Origin of the sequence: Kitasatospora sp. MAP5-34 (assembly GCF_029894335.1) — a bacterium.
Classification (GTDB): Bacteria; Actinomycetota; Actinomycetes; order Streptomycetales; family Streptomycetaceae; genus Kitasatospora.
In genome coordinates this window covers 80,409-96,559 of sequence record NZ_JARXZC010000010.1, presented here as the reverse complement: position 1 = coordinate 96,559, position 16,151 = coordinate 80,409, and the positions used below count along the sequence as shown (strand labels likewise).

The 16,151-nt window shown below is 70.8% G+C and carries 15 protein-coding genes; 14 read left to right on the top strand and 1 reads right to left on the bottom strand.

Going from position 1 to position 16,151, the window contains the following annotated elements; translation table 11 throughout:
* The first annotated feature begins 120 nt into the window (after positions 1-120).
* The 13 genes from P3T29_RS11805 (at position 121) to P3T29_RS11745 (ending at position 12,300) form a co-directional block, all read left to right on the top strand.
* Positions 121-1,014 carry a DUF2520 domain-containing protein gene (locus tag P3T29_RS11805; protein ID WP_280716368.1) on the top strand — a complete coding sequence of 298 codons (894 nt, stop codon included), beginning with the start codon at positions 121-123 and terminating at the stop codon, positions 1,012-1,014.
* The gene (panC, locus tag P3T29_RS11800) at positions 1,014-1,910 is read left to right on the top strand and encodes a pantoate--beta-alanine ligase (RefSeq protein WP_280716308.1); all 897 of its coding nucleotides are present in this window, start codon (positions 1,014-1,016) and stop codon (positions 1,908-1,910) included. The genes P3T29_RS11805 and panC overlap by 1 nt, the downstream gene beginning before the upstream one ends.
* A gap of 76 nt (positions 1,911-1,986) precedes the next feature.
* A complete protein-coding gene (panD, locus tag P3T29_RS11795; RefSeq protein ID WP_280716307.1) occupies positions 1,987-2,439 on the top strand; it encodes an aspartate 1-decarboxylase in 453 nt (150 codons plus the stop codon).
* Between the two features lie 19 nt (positions 2,440-2,458).
* Positions 2,459-4,135: an L-aspartate oxidase gene (locus P3T29_RS11790; RefSeq protein ID WP_280716306.1), complete on the top strand. Its 1,677-nt coding sequence runs from the start codon at positions 2,459-2,461 to the stop codon at positions 4,133-4,135.
* 4 nt (positions 4,136-4,139) lie between these two features.
* Entirely contained in the window at positions 4,140-5,108 is a 969-nt protein-coding gene (gene nadC, locus P3T29_RS11785; RefSeq protein ID WP_280716305.1) for a carboxylating nicotinate-nucleotide diphosphorylase, read from the top strand.
* Between the two features lie 26 nt (positions 5,109-5,134).
* Positions 5,135-5,926, top strand: a complete 792-nt coding sequence (locus P3T29_RS11780) for a type III pantothenate kinase (protein ID WP_280716304.1) — start codon at positions 5,135-5,137, stop codon at positions 5,924-5,926.
* Between the two features lie 221 nt (positions 5,927-6,147).
* A complete protein-coding gene (locus tag P3T29_RS11775) occupies positions 6,148-6,879 on the top strand; it encodes a hypothetical protein (RefSeq protein ID WP_280716303.1) in 732 nt (243 codons plus the stop codon).
* A 242-nt stretch (positions 6,880-7,121) separates the two neighbouring features.
* Positions 7,122-8,840 (top strand): hypothetical protein, encoded by a 1,719-nt coding sequence (locus P3T29_RS11770; protein WP_280716302.1) that lies wholly within the window; start codon positions 7,122-7,124, stop codon positions 8,838-8,840.
* Positions 8,841-8,966: 126 nt separating this feature from the next.
* Positions 8,967-10,556, top strand: coding sequence for a bifunctional lysylphosphatidylglycerol synthetase/lysine--tRNA ligase LysX (gene lysX / locus P3T29_RS11765; protein WP_280716301.1), 1,590 nt, complete (start codon positions 8,967-8,969; stop codon positions 10,554-10,556).
* Positions 10,557-10,560: 4 nt separating this feature from the next.
* Entirely contained in the window at positions 10,561-10,716 is a 156-nt protein-coding gene (locus P3T29_RS11760) for a hypothetical protein (RefSeq protein WP_280716300.1), read from the top strand.
* A 106-nt stretch (positions 10,717-10,822) separates the two neighbouring features.
* On the top strand, positions 10,823-11,281 hold the full coding sequence (locus P3T29_RS11755; RefSeq protein ID WP_280716299.1) for a BlaI/MecI/CopY family transcriptional regulator: 459 nt from the start codon (positions 10,823-10,825) through the stop codon (positions 11,279-11,281).
* Positions 11,282-11,291: 10 nt separating this feature from the next.
* Positions 11,292-11,828, top strand: a complete 537-nt coding sequence (locus P3T29_RS11750; protein ID WP_280716298.1) for an amino-acid N-acetyltransferase — start codon at positions 11,292-11,294, stop codon at positions 11,826-11,828.
* Positions 11,829-11,946: 118 nt separating this feature from the next.
* On the top strand, positions 11,947-12,300 hold the full coding sequence (locus P3T29_RS11745; RefSeq protein ID WP_280716297.1) for an Lsr2 family protein: 354 nt from the start codon (positions 11,947-11,949) through the stop codon (positions 12,298-12,300).
* Between the two features lie 214 nt (positions 12,301-12,514).
* On the opposite strand, the gene P3T29_RS11740 is transcribed toward P3T29_RS11745, so the two are convergent.
* Positions 12,515-13,039 carry a hypothetical protein gene (locus P3T29_RS11740; protein ID WP_280716296.1) on the bottom strand — a complete coding sequence of 175 codons (525 nt, stop codon included), beginning with the start codon at positions 13,037-13,039 and terminating at the stop codon, positions 12,515-12,517.
* A gap of 523 nt (positions 13,040-13,562) precedes the next feature.
* On the opposite strand from P3T29_RS11740, the gene P3T29_RS11735 reads away from it, so the two are divergent.
* Positions 13,563-16,079 (top strand): ATP-dependent Clp protease ATP-binding subunit, encoded by a 2,517-nt coding sequence (locus P3T29_RS11735; protein WP_280716295.1) that lies wholly within the window; start codon positions 13,563-13,565, stop codon positions 16,077-16,079.
* Positions 16,080-16,151 lie beyond the last annotated feature (72 nt).

Genomic DNA, 16,151 nt, shown 5'->3' with positions numbered 1-16,151 from the left:
ACGTCTGGTACCCGCAGAGGACCGGAACGGATAGCGAAGGACGAGAGCCGAGCCGTGAGCACGTCCGACCACGCAGACTTCTCCGACCACGCGGACTTCGGCGCACCGGATTTCGGCGACCTGTCCGACCCCGGCAACCGGCCGGCCCGGCTGGCCGTCGGCGTCGTCGGCACCGGGCGGGTGGGCCCCGCGCTGGGCGCCGCGCTGCAGCTGGCGGGCCACCGGGTGGTGGCGGCCTCCGGGGTCTCCAGCACCTCGCGGCGGCGCGCCGAGGCGCTGCTCCCGGGTGTCCGCCTGGTCAGCCCGCCGCAGGTGCTGGCCGCCGCCGACCTGGTGCTGCTGACCGTCCCCGACGACGCGCTCGCCGAGCTGGTCGCCGGGCTGGCCGCGACCGGGGCCGTCCGTCCGGGGCAGATACTCGTACACACCTCGGGCGCGCAGGGCGTCGCCGTGCTGGAGCCCGCGACGCGCCTGGGCGCGCTGCCGCTCGCACTGCACCCCGCGATGACCTTCACCGGCACCTCCGTCGACCTGGCCCGACTGGCCGGCTGCCCGTTCGGCGTGACGGCACCGGACGAGCTGCGGCCGGTCGCCGAGGCGCTGGTGGTCGAGATGGGCGGTGAGCCGGAGTGGGTGCCCGAGGAGGTCCGCCCGCTCTACCACACGGCGCTGGCGCACGGGGCGAACCACCTGGTCACCCTGGTCGCGCAGGCGCTGGAGCTGCTCCGCACGGCGGGTGTCGCCGAGCCCGGACGGCTGCTCGGCCCGCTGCTCGGCGCCGCCCTGGACAACAGCCTGCGCTCCGGCGACGCCGCCCTCACCGGCCCGGTCGCCCGGGGTGACACGGGGACGGTGCACCGGCACCTCGAGCAGCTCAGTACGGTGTCCCCGGACATCGGGCAGGCCTACCGCGCGATGGCCCGGGCCACCGCGCAGCGCGCGGTCCGGATCGGATCGCTACCGGAAGAGTCGGCGGCGGCGCTGCTGGACGTACTCAACGAGGAGATCAACTGATGTCACGCGGCAAGCAGCCCAGCAAGGCCCCGAAGGTCCGCAAGGCGGTCCTCACCCACACCATCGCCGACTTCGAGCCCGCCTTCTGGCCGGACGAGCAGCCGGTGGACAACGCCGTCGTGATGACGATGGGCGCGCTGCACGAGGGTCACGCCGCGCTGATCCGCGCCGCCCGCAAGCAGGTCGGGGCCGACGGCCGGGTGGCCGTGACGGTGTTCGTGAACCCGCTGCAGTTCGGCGAGGGCGAGGACCTGGACCGCTACCCGCGCACGCTGGCCGCCGACGTCCGCCTCGCCGAGGAGAACGGCGCGGACGTGGTGTTCGCCCCGCTGCCCGAGGAGGTCTACCCGAACGGCACCCCGCAGGTGCGGATCGCCGCCGGGCCGATGGGCGAGCGGTTCGAGGGCGCCACCCGCCCCGGGCACTTCGACGGCATGCTGATGGTGGTCGCCAAGCTGCTGCACATCACCGACCCGGACTTCGCCTTCTTCGGCGAGAAGGACGCCCAGCAGCTGGCGATCGTCCGCCGGATGGTGGCCGACCTGGACTTCGACGTCGAGGTGATCGGCGTCCCGACCATCCGCGAGGAGGACGGGCTCGCGCTCTCCTCCCGTAACCGCTTCCTCTCGGAGCAGGAGCGCACCCAGGCGCTGGTCCTCTCCAAGGCCCTGCTGGCCGGCCGCGACGCCGCCGCCCAGGGCCCGAAGGCCGTCCGCGAGGCGGCCTCGGCCGTGCTCGACGGCGCCGACGGCATCACCCTCGACTACCTCGCCCTGATCGACCCGGAGGACTTCGTCGAAGCCCCCGACGACTTCCAGGGCGAGGCTGTGCTGGCCGTGGCCGCGAAGGTGGGGTCGACCCGCCTGATCGACAACGTCCACATGATCGTCCGGTAGTGGACCGGCCAGTAGAGCAGTAGTAGAAAAGCCCGCCGAAGTACTGGCATGCACTCATATCTGGAGGCGTGACCCCATGCTCCGCACCATGCTCAAGTCCAAGATCCACCGTGCCACCGTCACCCAGGCCGACCTGCACTACGTCGGCTCGGTGACGGTGGACGAGGACCTGCTCGACGCCGCCGACCTGCTCCCCGGCGAGCTGGTCCACATAGTCGACATCAACAACGGCGCCCGCCTGGAGACGTACACCATCGCCGGACCGCGCGGCTCCGGCGTGATCGGCATCAACGGCGCCGCCGCCCGGCTGGTCCACCCGGGTGACCTGGTGATCCTGATCGCCTACGGGCAGATGGAGACCGCCGAGGCCAAGGGCTACCTCCCCAAGGTCGTGTTCGTCGACGAGCGGAACCGGATCACCGGCTACGGCTCGGACGCCGCCGAGGCCCAGCAGGGCAGCGGGCTGGTCCGGGGCGATCAGGCGTACGGTGACGGCACCATCGCGGCACCGACCACCGCCGCGCGCTGAAGGAGCCACTGAAAAAGCCATGTCCGTCTCACATCGCCTGACCGCCCCGGCCCCTGGCTGGACCACGACCACGGACGTCGTCGTGGTCGGCTCCGGCGTCGCCGGGCTCACCGTCGCGCTCAACGTCCGCAAGGCCGGCCTGCGGGCCATGGTGGTCACCAAGGCGATGCTGGACGACGGCTCCACCCGCTGGGCCCAGGGCGGCATCGCCGCCGCCCTGGGCGACGGGGACACCCCCGCCCAGCACCTGGACGACACCCTGGTCGCGGGCGCCGGGCTCTGCGACGAGGAGGCCGTCCGGATCCTGGTCACCGAGGGTCCGGACGCCGTCCGGCATCTGATCGCCACCGGCGCGGCCTTCGACAAGGACGCCGACGGCGAGGTCCTGCTGACCCGCGAGGGCGGCCACCACCGCCGCCGGATCGTGCACGCGGGCGGCGACGCCACCGGCGCGGAGATATCCCGCGCCCTGGTCTCGGCCGTCCGTGACGACCCGGGCCTCGAACTGATCGAGCACGCGCTCGTGCTCGACCTGCTCACCGACGCCGACGGTCACGCCGCCGGGCTCACCCTGCACGTGATGGGCGAGGGTCAACGTGACGGAGTCGGCGCGATCCGGGCCCGGGCCGTGGTGCTGGCCACCGGCGGCATGGGCCAGGTCTTCTCCGCGACCACCAACCCGGCGGTCTCCACCGGCGACGGCGTCGCGCTCGCGCTGCGCGCCGGGGCCGAGGTCACCGACCTGGAGTTCGTCCAGTTCCACCCCACCGTGCTCTGGCTCGGCCCGGACGCCGAGGGCCAGCAGCCGCTGGTCTCCGAGGCGGTCCGGGGCGAGGGCGCCTACCTGGTGGACGCCGACGAGACCCGCTTCATGCTCGGGCAGCACGAACTCGCCGAGCTGGCGCCGCGCGACATCGTCGCCAAGGCGATCAACCGGCGGATGCAGCTCAAGGGCACCGAGCACATGTACCTGGACGGGCGGCACTTCGGTGCCGAGATGTGGGCCGAGCGCTTCCCCACCATCCTGGCCTCCTGCCGCGCGCACGGCATCGACCCGGTCACCGAGCTGATCCCCGTCGCCCCCGCCGCGCACTACGCCTCCGGCGGCGTCCGTACCGACCTGCGCGGCCGCACCACCGTCCCGGGCCTGTACGCCTGCGGCGAGGTCGCCTGCACCGGCGTGCACGGCGCCAACCGGCTCGCCTCCAACTCGCTGCTGGAGGGCCTGGTCTTCGCCGAGCAGATCGCGGCGGACCTGACCGACCGGCACCTCTCGGGTGACCTCCCGGAGCGCTCGGTGGACGTCGCGGGAGCCCGCGCGGCCCGCAGCGTGCCGCTGCCCGCGCCCGAGGCCCGGGCCGAGATCCAGCGGCTGATGTCGAAGGGCGCGGGCGTGCTGCGCTCCGCCGACAGCATGGCCGCCACCGCCGCCGGGCTGGCCGGGCTCGCCGAGGAGGCGCACACCCACGCCGCCGAGGAGAAGCCCGCCGACCCCCGGGTCGAGACCTGGGAGGCCGCCAACCTCCACCTGGTCGCCACCGCCCTGGTCACCGCCGCCGCCCAGCGGCAGGAGACCCGGGGCTGCCACTGGCGCGAGGACTTCCCCGAGCGGGACGACGCACACTGGCAGCGCCACCTGATCACCACCCTCGCCGTCGCCACCGGCACCCCCGTCAGTACCCCTGAGGAGCAGTAAAACCATGAGCACCCACGCGCACGAGGACCTCCCGATGGCCGACCAGGGCTGCGGCGACGGCTGCGCCTGCGGGGACGCCGAGGCGTACGAGACCGGGCTCGACCCGGCGCTGGCCGAGATGCTGGAGGAGGCCGGGCTCGACCCGGTCGAGGTCGAGGACATCGCCACCCTGGCGCTGGCCGAGGACCTGGCCGGCGGCGAGGACGTCACCTCGGTCGCCACCGTGCCGGCCGACGCCGTCGCCACCGCCGACTTCACCGCCCGCGAGGCGGGCGTGGTGGCCGGTCTGCGGATCGCCGAGGCCGTGGTCTCGCTGGTCTGCGAGGAGGAGTTCGAGGTCGAGCGGCACGTCGAGGACGGCGACCGGGTCGAGGCCGGCCAGGTCCTGCTCTCGGTCCGCAGCCGCACCCGCGACCTGCTGACCGCCGAGCGCAGCGCGCTCAACCTGCTCTGCCGCCTCTCCGGCATCGCCACCGCCACCCGCGCCTGGGCGGACGCCCTGGAGGGTACCGGCGCGGTGGTCCGCGACACCCGCAAGACCACGCCGGGCCTGCGCGCCCTGGAGAAGTTCGCGGTCCGCGCGGGCGGCGGCGCCAACCACCGGATGTCGCTCTCGGACGCGGCGCTGGTGAAGGACAACCACGTGATCGCGGCGGGCGGCGTCGCGGAGGCGTTCCGCGCCGTCCGGGCCGCGTACCCGGAGCTGCCGGTCGAGGTCGAGGTCGACACCGTCGAGCAGATCGCGCCCGTCCTGGAGGCCGGTGCGGACCTGATCCTGCTCGACAACTTCACGGTCGCCCAGCTGAAGGAGGCCGTCGAGCTGGTGGCGGGCAGGGCCAAGCTGGAAGCTTCCGGCGGTCTGACCCTGGCCACCGCCCGCGAGGTCGCCGAGACTGGTGTCGACTACCTCGCCGTCGGGGCTCTGACGCACTCCTCGCCGATCCTGGACATCGGCCTGGACCTGCGCGCCTGATCCCCAACCTCTGCAGAAAGCAGCCCATGCTCCTCACCATCGACGTCGGCAACACCCAGACCACGCTCGGCCTGTTCGACGGCGAGGAGATCGTCGAGCACTGGCGGATCTCCACCGATCCGCGCCGCACGGCCGACGAACTGGCGGTGCTGATGCAGGGGCTGATGGGCTCTCACCCCATCGTCTCCGCCGAGGACCAGGTCGCGGGGCTGGCGATCTGCTCCTCCGTACCCGCCGTGCTCCACGAGCTCCGCGAGGTGACGCGTCGTTACTACGGCGACGTCCCTGCGGTGATCGTGGAGCCGGGGGTGAAGACCGGGGTGCACGTCCTGATGGACAACCCCAAGGAGGTCGGCGCCGATCGGATCGTCAACGCGCTGGCGGCCAACCACCTCTACGGCGGCCCGTGCATCGTGGTCGACTTCGGCACCGCAACCACCTTCGACGCGATCAACGAGCGCGGCGACTACGTCGGCGGCGCGATCGCCCCCGGCATCGAGATCTCGGTCGAGGCCCTCGGCGTCCGGGGCGCCCAGCTCCGCAAGATCGAACTGGCCCGCCCGCGCAACGTGATCGGCAAGAACACCGTCGAGGGCATGCAGTCCGGCATCCTCTACGGCTTCGCCGGCCAGGTCGACGGCCTGGTCACCCGGATGGCCAAGGAACTCTCCAAGGACCCCGACGACGTCCAGGTGATCGCCACCGGCGGCCTGGCCCCCCTCGTCCTCGGCGAGGCCGCCGTCATCGACGTCCACGAGCCCTGGCTCACCCTGATCGGCCTCCGCCTCGTCTACGAACGCAACAAGCCGACCCCCTGAGATCGGGCCGGCCCAATCAGGGGCGCGGGGCTCTGTTCAATCAACTGCGTGCGCGCGCAACCGTGCACCTCCGTAGAGCCCTGCTCCCACAGCTCCCCGCGCCCCGGTGGGTTCCCGAGTGCGAAGGTTCCGATCCGATCGGATCAACGCACGATCGGCCAATCGGTACAAACGCGCCGCCAATCGTCATAAATCGGACGTACCCCACGTACTGTCGAGCCATGCCTACGCCACACGGATCGCGCGGCGGCATGGCCTTCAGCGCCGATGAAGTCCGCGTGCTGCGCCGTGCCCTCGCCCAAGCCCTGCACCCCGTCCACGCGTCGTTTCCCGCGCCCGCCGGCGAGCTCTGGACCGAGGACGTCCAGGAGTCGCTGCGCCTGGCCGAGGCCGTCGACGAGGCGGTGCACGAAGGCGGCCGGCTGCGCGCCTTCCTCCTCGCCGACCTGGCCCGCTACCGGGAGGCCCTGCCCGGCAGCGCCGCCGGCTACCTGGAACGCCTGGAAGAGGCCGTCGCCGACGGCTACCTGCCCTCCCCCGAGGACCTCGCCGCACTCCGGACGCTGGCCCGGCTGCCCTGCGGCAGCGGCGAGCGCTCCCGCCGTTCCCGCCTGGCCGGACGCTGCCACGCGCTCGCCGAGGCGGACGTCCGCGAGCGGCTGGCCCTGAGCACCGGGCAGCGCCACCTCACCGCCGTGCCGAGCCCGGCCTCCGAACCCTTCCCCTCGGTCACACCCGGCAGCACCCCTACCCCAGTTGGAGGACGGATCCCGATGAGCAACTCCGCCGGCACCACCACCCCCAAGGCCCCGACCCCCACCAACCGCCCGCAGTCCCACCCCCAGCCGCACCCCCAGCCGCACCGCATGCCCACCCCCGCCGAGCTCTTCGGCCGCCGCCCCAAGCCGCAGCCCGCCCCCGAGGGGGTCGAGCTCGCCACCGGCACCGGCTGACCTCCCGGCGAGGGGAGGCCGCCCCGGCCTCCCCATCGGCCTGTCCCGGCGGGATTTCCTGTCGGTATGTCGACTTCCCGATCGTCCCCGAAGCAGGCCTGATGACACTTCAGTAACGCTTCGCTGCCCGGCCGGGCAGCGCGCCCCGAACTGCCCGATTTGTAGCCGATCAATTCCAGGCCCCAACAGCTGACGGAGCCTTAGAGTCCCTGAAGAAAACCCAATATCTTCAAAGGACTTCCGTGGGATCCATACGCTTCAGCCGCACACTCAGCGTCAGCTCGGCATGCCTCGTCGCAGCGGTCGGGACGGGTCTTGCCGCCCCCGCACAGGCCGACGACCTCAAGCTCACCCTCCAGAGTCCCGGCTCGGTCCACGTCTCGTCGGACGTACGGGCCGTCAACGAGTTCTTCGGCTACTCCTTCTCGCTCGGCCGCGTCGGCAACGGCACCGCGCACGGCGTCAAGGTGACCTACGACGCGACCGGTCTCGCGGGCCTCGCACAGCTCGCCGTTCCGGGCTGCGCGGCGGCCGGCCCGGTCTTCACCTGCGACCAGGACGACGTGGCCTTCAATGGCGTCGGCCTGAGCCGTCAGCCCACGCTCCGGGCGGTGCAGAACGTCCGGCTCGGAGCCGTCGGCACACTGCACGTCACCGTGAAGAGCTCGAACGCCGCTACGGCGAGCGCGGACGTCAAGGTCGCCGTCGGCGGGCCCGACCTCAAGCTCAAGGCTCTCGCCGAGCAATCCAAGGTGAAGCCGGGGAGCCCGCTGGACGAGGTCGTCGAATTCGCCAACCTGGGCAACCAGCCGACGTCGGAGGTCGTGCTCACGGCGAACCTGACGGCCGGGCTGACGGCCGGGCAGCGGCCGTCCAACTGCGAGTTCGCCGACAAGCCCGCCCAGCAGTCGGCCGGGAACAGCAACAACACCCGGCCCCCGGTCACGCTCGCGGTCTGCACGGTGGACGCGGCCGTAGGCCCGGGCGAGGTCTTCCGGCTGGACACCCTCAAGCTCGGGGTCGCGGCCACCGCGTCCTTCGAGGCCGCCACCTTCCAGCTGTTCGGTGACGAGAACGACGCCAACTCCCCCGTCCCCGGGTGGCGCAAGAACGAGCACCTGGTGCGCGGCACCGCCCCGGCGCTCGGCGCGGCCAAGGCCACCGACCCGGCCCTGCTCGCGGCCCCCCGCCAGGGCAGCGACTACTCGAGCGGGCAGAAGGTCACCGCCGACTTCACGGCGGACCTCTCGGCCACCTCCCAGTGGACTCCCGGCCCCGGCGCCGACGAGGGCACTCTCACGATCGGCATCCGGAACTCCGGCCCAGCGTCCTACAACGACCCCTCCGCCGGCGACCTGTCGCCACGGGTCCACGTGGTGCTGCCGCAGGGTGTCACGGTGAGCGACCTCCCCGGCAACGTCTGCGGGTCCACCACCTCCTGGCACAACCGGACCGTCTCCCCGGCAACCCGGTACTTCTGTGGTTCGCCGGCCTGGATGCCGGTCGGCTACCAGCAGACCTACAGCCTGCACCTGAAACTGGCGACCGGCGTCGACCGGGTGACCGTCCCGGTCACCCTGCAGAACTACGCGAGCGAGGTCGACAACAGCTCCACGTCCGCGATCATGCCGTGGGACCACAACCCCGCCAATGACGTGGCCTCGGCGACCCTCGTCCGCCTCGGCGGCGGCTCGACGCCCCCCACGTCGACGCCGAGCACGCGTCCGACGTCGGCCCCGACCGGCCGGCCCACTCCGACCTCCACGGGCACCGACCCCGCCGTGGTCGTCGCCGGGAGCTTCCCGCCCGCAGCCGTCTCCATGACCAACACCGACGGCCGCCTCGCCTCCACCGGCAACTCCGGCACCGGGACGATGATCGTCGCCGGTTCGGCGGCGGTCGCGATCGGCGCGGGCCTGGTCCTCGTCGCGACCCGCCGCCGGGCCGGGACACACAAGTAACCGGTACACACCGGTATGAGGCTCCGGCCGGCAGGTACGTGCCCGGGGTCACCAGAAGGGTCGCCCCTTCTGGTGACCCCGTATACCCGTGGCGTTGCACCCCCGGGCGGTGGCTACCCTGGGGGGGTGAGCGATCAGAGCAGCAGCGCCCCCGCGACCGACGACCTTCCCGAGCAGATGCGCGTCCGGCGCGAGAAGCTGGACCGGCTCCGGGCGGCCGGCGTCGACCCGTACCCGGTCGGTTTCCCCCGTACCACCACCATCGCCGACCTGCGCGCCAAGCACCCCGACCTGGAGCCGGACGTCGCGACCGGCGAGCGGGTCGGCGTGACCGGCCGCGTCGTGCTGGCCCGTACCGGCGGCAAGCTGTGCTTCGCCACCCTGCGGGACGGCTCAGGTGACCTCCAGGTGATGTTCTCCCTGGACAAGCTGGGCGACGAGCGGCTCGCGGCCTGGAAGGCCGACATCGACCTCGGCGACCAGGTCGGCGTCGAGGGCGAGGTGATCACCTCCCGGCGCGGCGAGCTGAGCGTCATGGTGGACCGCTGGGAGCTCACCGCCAAGTGCCTGCGCCCGCTGCCGGACAAGCACAAGGGCCTGACCGACCCGGAGGCCCGGGTCCGCCAGCGGTACGTCGACCTGATCGTGAACCCCGAGGCGCGGGAGATGATGTACCTGCGCAGCAAGGTGGTCCGCTCGATCCGCCGCACCTACGAGGAGCGCGGCTACATCGAGGTCGAGACCCCGATGCTGCAGCCCGTGCACGGCGGCGCCAACGCCCGCCCGTTCAAGACCCACATCAACGCGTACGGCATCGACCTGTTCATGCGGATCGCCCCCGAGCTGTACCTCAAGCGGCTGGTGGTCGGCGGCGCGGAGAAGGTCTTCGAGATCAACCGCAACTTCCGCAACGAGGGCGCGGACTCGACCCACAACCCGGAGTTCACCTCGCTGGAGTCGTACGAGGCGTACGGCGACTACGACACCCAGGCCGAGCTGATCCGCGCGACGATCGTCAACGCGGCGCGGGACGCGCTGGGCACCACCGTCATCCGGGGCCTCGACCCGCACGGCGTCGAGCACGAGATCGACCTCGCCGAGCCGTGGGAGGAGGTCACCGTCTACGGCGGGATCTCCGAGCGCCTCGGCACCGAGATCACCCCGGAGACCTCGGTCGAGGAGCTGCGCAAGCTCGCCGACGAGGCCGGCGTGCCGTACGAGCCGAAGTGGGGCCACGGGCAGATCGTGCTGGAGATGGTCGAGCGCCTCCTGGAGGAGAACGCGATCCGGCCGACCTTCATCAAGGACTACCCGACCGAGGTCTCCCCGCTGACCCGCCAGCACCGGACCAACCCCGGGGTGGCCGAGAAGTGGGACCTGATGATCTTCGGTACGGAGATCGGCACGGCCTACTCCGAGCTGGTCGACCCGGTCGAGCAGCGGTCCCGGCTGACCGCCCAGTCGCTGCTGGCGGCCGGCGGCGACGTCGAGGCGATGCAGGTGGACGAGGACTTCCTGCGGGCCCTCGAGTACGCGATGCCGCCCACCGGCGGCCTCGGCCTCGGCGTGGACCGGCTGATCATGCTGCTGACCGGTAAGAACATCCGCGAGACGGTCCTCTTCCCGATCGTGAAGCCGGAGCAGAAGCGCACCGCCGAGAGCACCACCCCGGACAACACCACCACCGACAGCGCCACCACCGACGAGAAGGAGTGACCTGATGGCATACGTCAGCGCGATCGTGCCCCCGCTGGTGATGGCGATCGGCTTCGGATTCCTGGTGCGGGCCATCATCCGCAGCCAGGGTGGTGCCCAGAAGGGCAAGGAGGACGCCGCCGCCGAGGCGATGGCCCGGTCCTCCGCCACCGCCGAATAGCACCCGCACTCCTGGCGCGCCGTCACCCCTCTCCGGGGGTGGCGGCGCGCCGGTTTGATCCCCATTAGCAAATTTTGTCCGAAACATTCCCTATCCTGGCCGGACTATGGTGCGGCAACTCGGAGAACTTGAGAACGACGTCATGACCAGGGTCTGGCAGTGGAACCGGCCGGTCACCGTTCGCGAGGTTCTGCTCGATCTGCAGTCGGAACGCGATATCGCCTACACCACCGTGATGACGGTGCTGGACAAGCTCTTCAGAAAGGGCTGGCTACGCCGCGACCAGGTCGGCCGTGCGTATCGATATGAAGCCGTCTCCTCCCGCGAGGCATACACCGCCGCGCTGATGAACGACGCCTGGGGGACGAGTGACAATCCGGCGGCGGCCCTGGTGCACTTCTTCGGCATGATGTCCCCCGAGCAGCGCGAGGCACTACGCGACGCACTACGTGTCGTCGGAGATGTCGGCCCGGATCCCGATGGACCCGATCCCGATGGCCCCGCCCCTGATACTGCCGACCCGGATCCTGATACCGAGGAGACCCGGGGCCCGCCGACGCGATAACGTCCCGCCCATGGAGGTCACCATCCGCCGGGCGCGGACCACGGACGTGCGCGCGGTGCGGCGGCTCATCGACGGCTACTCGCGCAACGGCATTCTGCTCGACAAGCCCACCGTGACGTTGTTCGAATCCGTACAGGAGTTCTGGGTCGCCGAACGCGACGACAACGGGCTGGTGGTCGCCTGCGGCGCCCTGCACGTGATGTGGGAGGACCTGGCCGAGGTACGCACCCTCGCGGTCGACCCGTCCTGCCAGGGCCTCGGCCTCGGCCATCTCGTCCTGGAGAAGCTGCTGCAGACCGCACGCTGGCTGGGCGTACGTCGGATTTTCTGCTTGACGTTCGAGGTTTCGTTCTTCGCGAAACACGGTTTCGTCGAGATCGGAGAGCTCCACGAAACCGACGATGGTACGACAGATCCGGCGGCGATCGCTACGGATGTCTATGAGGAACTTCTGCGGTCGTACGATGAAGGTGTCGCCGAGTTCCTGGACCTGGAGCGGGTGAAGCCCAACACGTTGGGCAACTCGCGCATGCTGCTCCACCTCTGAACCGGCACTGCCGAACCTGCCTTGTCCGGGCCCCGAGTGGCCAAGGGTTTGTGTTTTCCGGAAAAAGACGCTTTCCTTTCCTCAAGGCATTGGGTCGTTTAGGCGGAAAGGGAAGCCCGTGGCACAGAGGGTGCAGGTCATTCTTGAAGACGATCTCGACGGCGGTTCGGCGGACGAGACGGTGACGTTCGCTCTCGACGGCGTTGCCTACGAGATCGACCTGACGAGCGCGAACGCGGAGAAGCTGCGCAACCTGCTGACTCCGTACGTCGACAAGGGTCGCAAGCAGAGCGGTCGGCTCACCAGCGCGCGCCGGAGCAACGCCGGCCGCAGCGCGGGCCGTACCGCAGCCGGCGCGGCGGACACCGCGAAGATCCGTTCCTGGGCCAAGGAGAACGGCCTGGAGGTCAACGACCGGGGCCGCGTCCCGAGCACCGTGCGCGAGGCGTACGAGCGGGCCAACGTCGCCTGAATCCGGCATTAGCGCGGATTCTGTCGGCGTTCTGTCCGTGTTCTGTCGGAGTTCGGTCGTTATCCGGTCCGCGTGCGGTCCGTATCCCGTCCGAGTGCGGTCCGGGTTCACCTGGTCCGCTTCACCGGATCCGGCTGAGTCGGCCGATTCGGCCGGCACCTCGGATTCGTACGGGGCCGCGTCGCGCCAGGTCCGACCGGGCCGGGCGGCGCGCTCAGGAGGCCGGCGCCAGGCCCATGAGGTCGCGGGCGCAGGCGTCCGCGAGGCAGTCGAGCAGCCGCAGCAGATCGGGTGAGCGCAGGTCCAGACCAGGGCCGGTCTCCCGCTGCCGCAGCCAGACCGCCGAGGCAGCGGCGACACGCCATTCGGGGCGCGGGGGTTCGTCCTCCGCGCCCCGCGCCCGTGGCACCTGGCCGGCCGTACCGGCCACTGCGGGCCTGGCGGTCAGGCCGAGCGGCAGCTCGGCTCCCCAGCCGAGCCACCGCAGCAGGTCCGGCACGGTCTCGGCGGCCCCGGGGGCGAGCAGGAACGCCGTCACCGCGCCGTAGCCGACCACCGGGCCGTACGGTCGGCCGAGCCGGTCCAGCCGACCGAGCGCGGCCAACCCGGCCGGGCGGGGCACCTCCACCCGGTCGGAGCTCAGCAGGACGGCCCCCGGAGAGCCGCCGCCATCGACTCCCAGCCCGGCCGCCGACGCGTCCGGACGGAGGTCCGGTGGCGGGGTCGGCGCGACGGTCATGGGCTGTGCAACGCTGTAGGAACGGAGCGGTAACGCGGCTCCACCTGTTCGGCCGCACCCGGGCCCACCTCGCCCACCTGCGGCGGACGGGCCGGGTGGGCAGGCCACGGACTCCGCTGACCCACCGTCAACGGGGTGCCTCCGGCGGGCGGTCCGCCGGCGGACTTCTCGCCAGGCGAACACGGCCACTGCGGAAAGTACGCGAAACTCGCCGTGATACCGGGTATGAATGCAGGTGGGCAGGGTCGTGGACACTGCCCAAAGCAGATCTGCGGGACCAGTTGCCCGATCCTCGGCGGGCCGTTGTTCGCCGATGGCGTAGCGGTATCGGGTGCATCGGGCCCAGCTGTGGGAACACCGTCTCCCAGCATCAGGTTGGGAAAGGTGTCGGCTGGTCGCGCAGCAGTTTCTCCCACGCGAGTGGGAGTGATCCTGAGCCGCGCCGCTGAGCGGGACTAGCATGCGGAAGGACAGGGCGGGGACAGTCCCCGAACTGCCCGACCGCTCTGAGGAGCGATAAACGATGTTCGAGAGGTTCACCGACCGCGCGCGGCGGGTTGTCGTCCTGGCTCAGGAAGAAGCCCGGATGCTCAACCACAACTACATCGGCACCGAGCACATCCTCCTGGGTCTGATCCACGAGGGTGAAGGTGTCGCCGCTAAGGCCCTGGAGAGCCTCGGGATTTCGCTCGAGGCTGTTCGTCAGCAGGTCGAGGAGATCATCGGTCAGGGCCAGCAGGCCCCGTCCGGCCACATCCCCTTCACCCCGCGGGCGAAGAAGGTCCTGGAGCTCTCGCTCCGCGAAGCCCTTCAGCTGGGCCACAACTACATCGGCACCGAGCACATCCTGCTCGGCCTGATCCGCGAGGGCGAGGGCGTCGCCGCCCAGGTCCTGGTGAAGCTGGGCGCCGACCTCAACCGGGTGCGCCAGCAGGTCATCCAGCTGCTCTCCGGTTACCAGGGTGGCGGCAAGGAGTCGGCGACCGCCGGCGGCCCTGCCGAGGGCACCCCGTCGACCTCGCTGGTCCTCGACCAGTTCGGCCGCAACCTGACCCAGGCCGCCCGCGAGGCCAAGCTCGACCCGGTGATCGGGCGCGAGAAGGAGATCGAGCGGGTCATGCAGGTGCTGTCCCGCCGCACCAAGAACAACCCGGTGCTGATCGGTGAGCCCGGCGTCGGCAAGACGGCGGTCGTCGAGGGCCTGGCCCAGGCGATCGTCAAGGGCGAGGTCCCGGAGACGCTGAAGGACAAGCAGCTCTACACCCTCGACCTGGGCGCCCTGGTCGCCGGTTCCCGCTACCGGGGTGACTTCGAGGAGCGCCTGAAGAAGGTGCTCAAGGAGATCCGCACCCGAGGCGACATCATCCTGTTCATCGACGAGCTGCACACCCTGGTCGGCGCGGGCGCCGCCGAGGGCGCGATCGACGCGGCGAGCATCCTGAAGCCGATGCTGGCCCGTGGTGAGCTGCAGACCATCGGTGCGACCACGCTGGACGAGTACCGCAAGCACCTGGAGAAGGACGCCGCGCTGGAGCGCCGCTTCCAGCCGATCCAGGTCGCGGAGCCGTCGCTGCCGCACACCATCGAGATCCTCAAGGGCCTGCGGGACCGCTACGAGGCGCACCACCGGGTGTCCATCACGGACGCCGCCCTGGTCGCCGCGGCCACCCTGGCCGACCGGTACATCTCGGACCGCTTCCTGCCGGACAAGGCGATCGACCTGATCGACGAGGCCGGCTCCCGGATGCGCATCCGCCGGATGACCGCGCCGCCGGACCTCCGCGAGTTCGACGAGAAGATCGCCGACGTGCGCCGCGAGAAGGAGAGCGCGATCGACGCGCAGGACTTCGAGAAGGCCGCGTCCCTGCGCGACGACGAGAAGCAGCTCCTGCAGGCCAAGGGCAAGCGGGAGAAGGAGTGGAAGGCCGGCGACATGGATGTCGTCGCCGAGGTGGACGAGGAGCTGATCGCCGAGGTGCTGGCGACGGCCACCGGCATCCCGGTCTTCAAGCTCACCGAGGAGGAGTCCAGCCGGCTCCTGCGCATGGAGGACGAGCTGCACAAGCGCGTCATCGGCCAGACGGACGCCATCAAGGCGCTCTCGAAGGCCATCCGGCGTACGCGTGCAGGTCTGAAGGACCCGAAGCGTCCCGGCGGCTCGTTCATCTTCGCCGGCCCGTCCGGTGTCGGTAAGACCGAGCTCTCCAAGACCCTCGCGCAGTTCCTGTTCGGTGACGAGGACGCCCTGATCTCCCTCGACATGTCGGAGTTCAGCGAGAAGCACACCGTCTCGCGGCTCTTCGGCTCGCCCCCCGGCTACGTCGGGTACGAGGAGGGTGGCCAGCTCACCGAGAAGGTGCGCCGCAAGCCGTTCTCGGTCGTCCTCTTCGACGAGGTCGAGAAGGCCCACCCGGACATCTTCAACTCGCTGCTGCAGATCCTGGAGGACGGTCGCCTGACCGACTCCCAGGGCCGCGTGGTCGACTTCAAGAACACCGTCATCATCATGACGACCAACCTCGGCACCCGGGACATCTCCAAGGGCTTCAACCTGGGCTTCGCGGCCACGGGTGACGCCGCCACCGGGTACGAGCGGATGAAGGCGAAGGTCAGCGAGGAGCTCAAGCAGCACTTCCGCCCCGAGTTCCTGAACCGTGTCGACGACATCGTGGTCTTCCACCAGCTGTCCGAGGAAGACATCATCCAGATCGTCGACCTGATGATCGACAAGGTGGACGGCCGCCTCAAGGACCGCGACATGGGCCTTGAGCTCAGCATCGAGGCCAAGAAGCTGCTCGCCAAGCGCGGTTACGACCCGCTGCTCGGCGCCCGTCCGCTGCGTCGTACGATCCAGCGCGAGATCGAGGACCACCTCTCCGAGAAGATCCTCTTCGGCGAGCTGCGGTCCGGCCACATCGTGGTCGTCGGCGTGGAGGGCGAGGGCAAGGAAGCCGTCTTCACCTTCCGTGGCGAGGAGAAGTCGCCGGTGGCGGACACCCCCGCCGCCGTCGCCTCGACCGGCCCGGACCTGACGAAGTAGCACCCGCTCCACGCACGACCAGCCCCTGCCCCCGGCGACACCGCCGGGGGCAGGGGCTTTTTCACGCCTGTT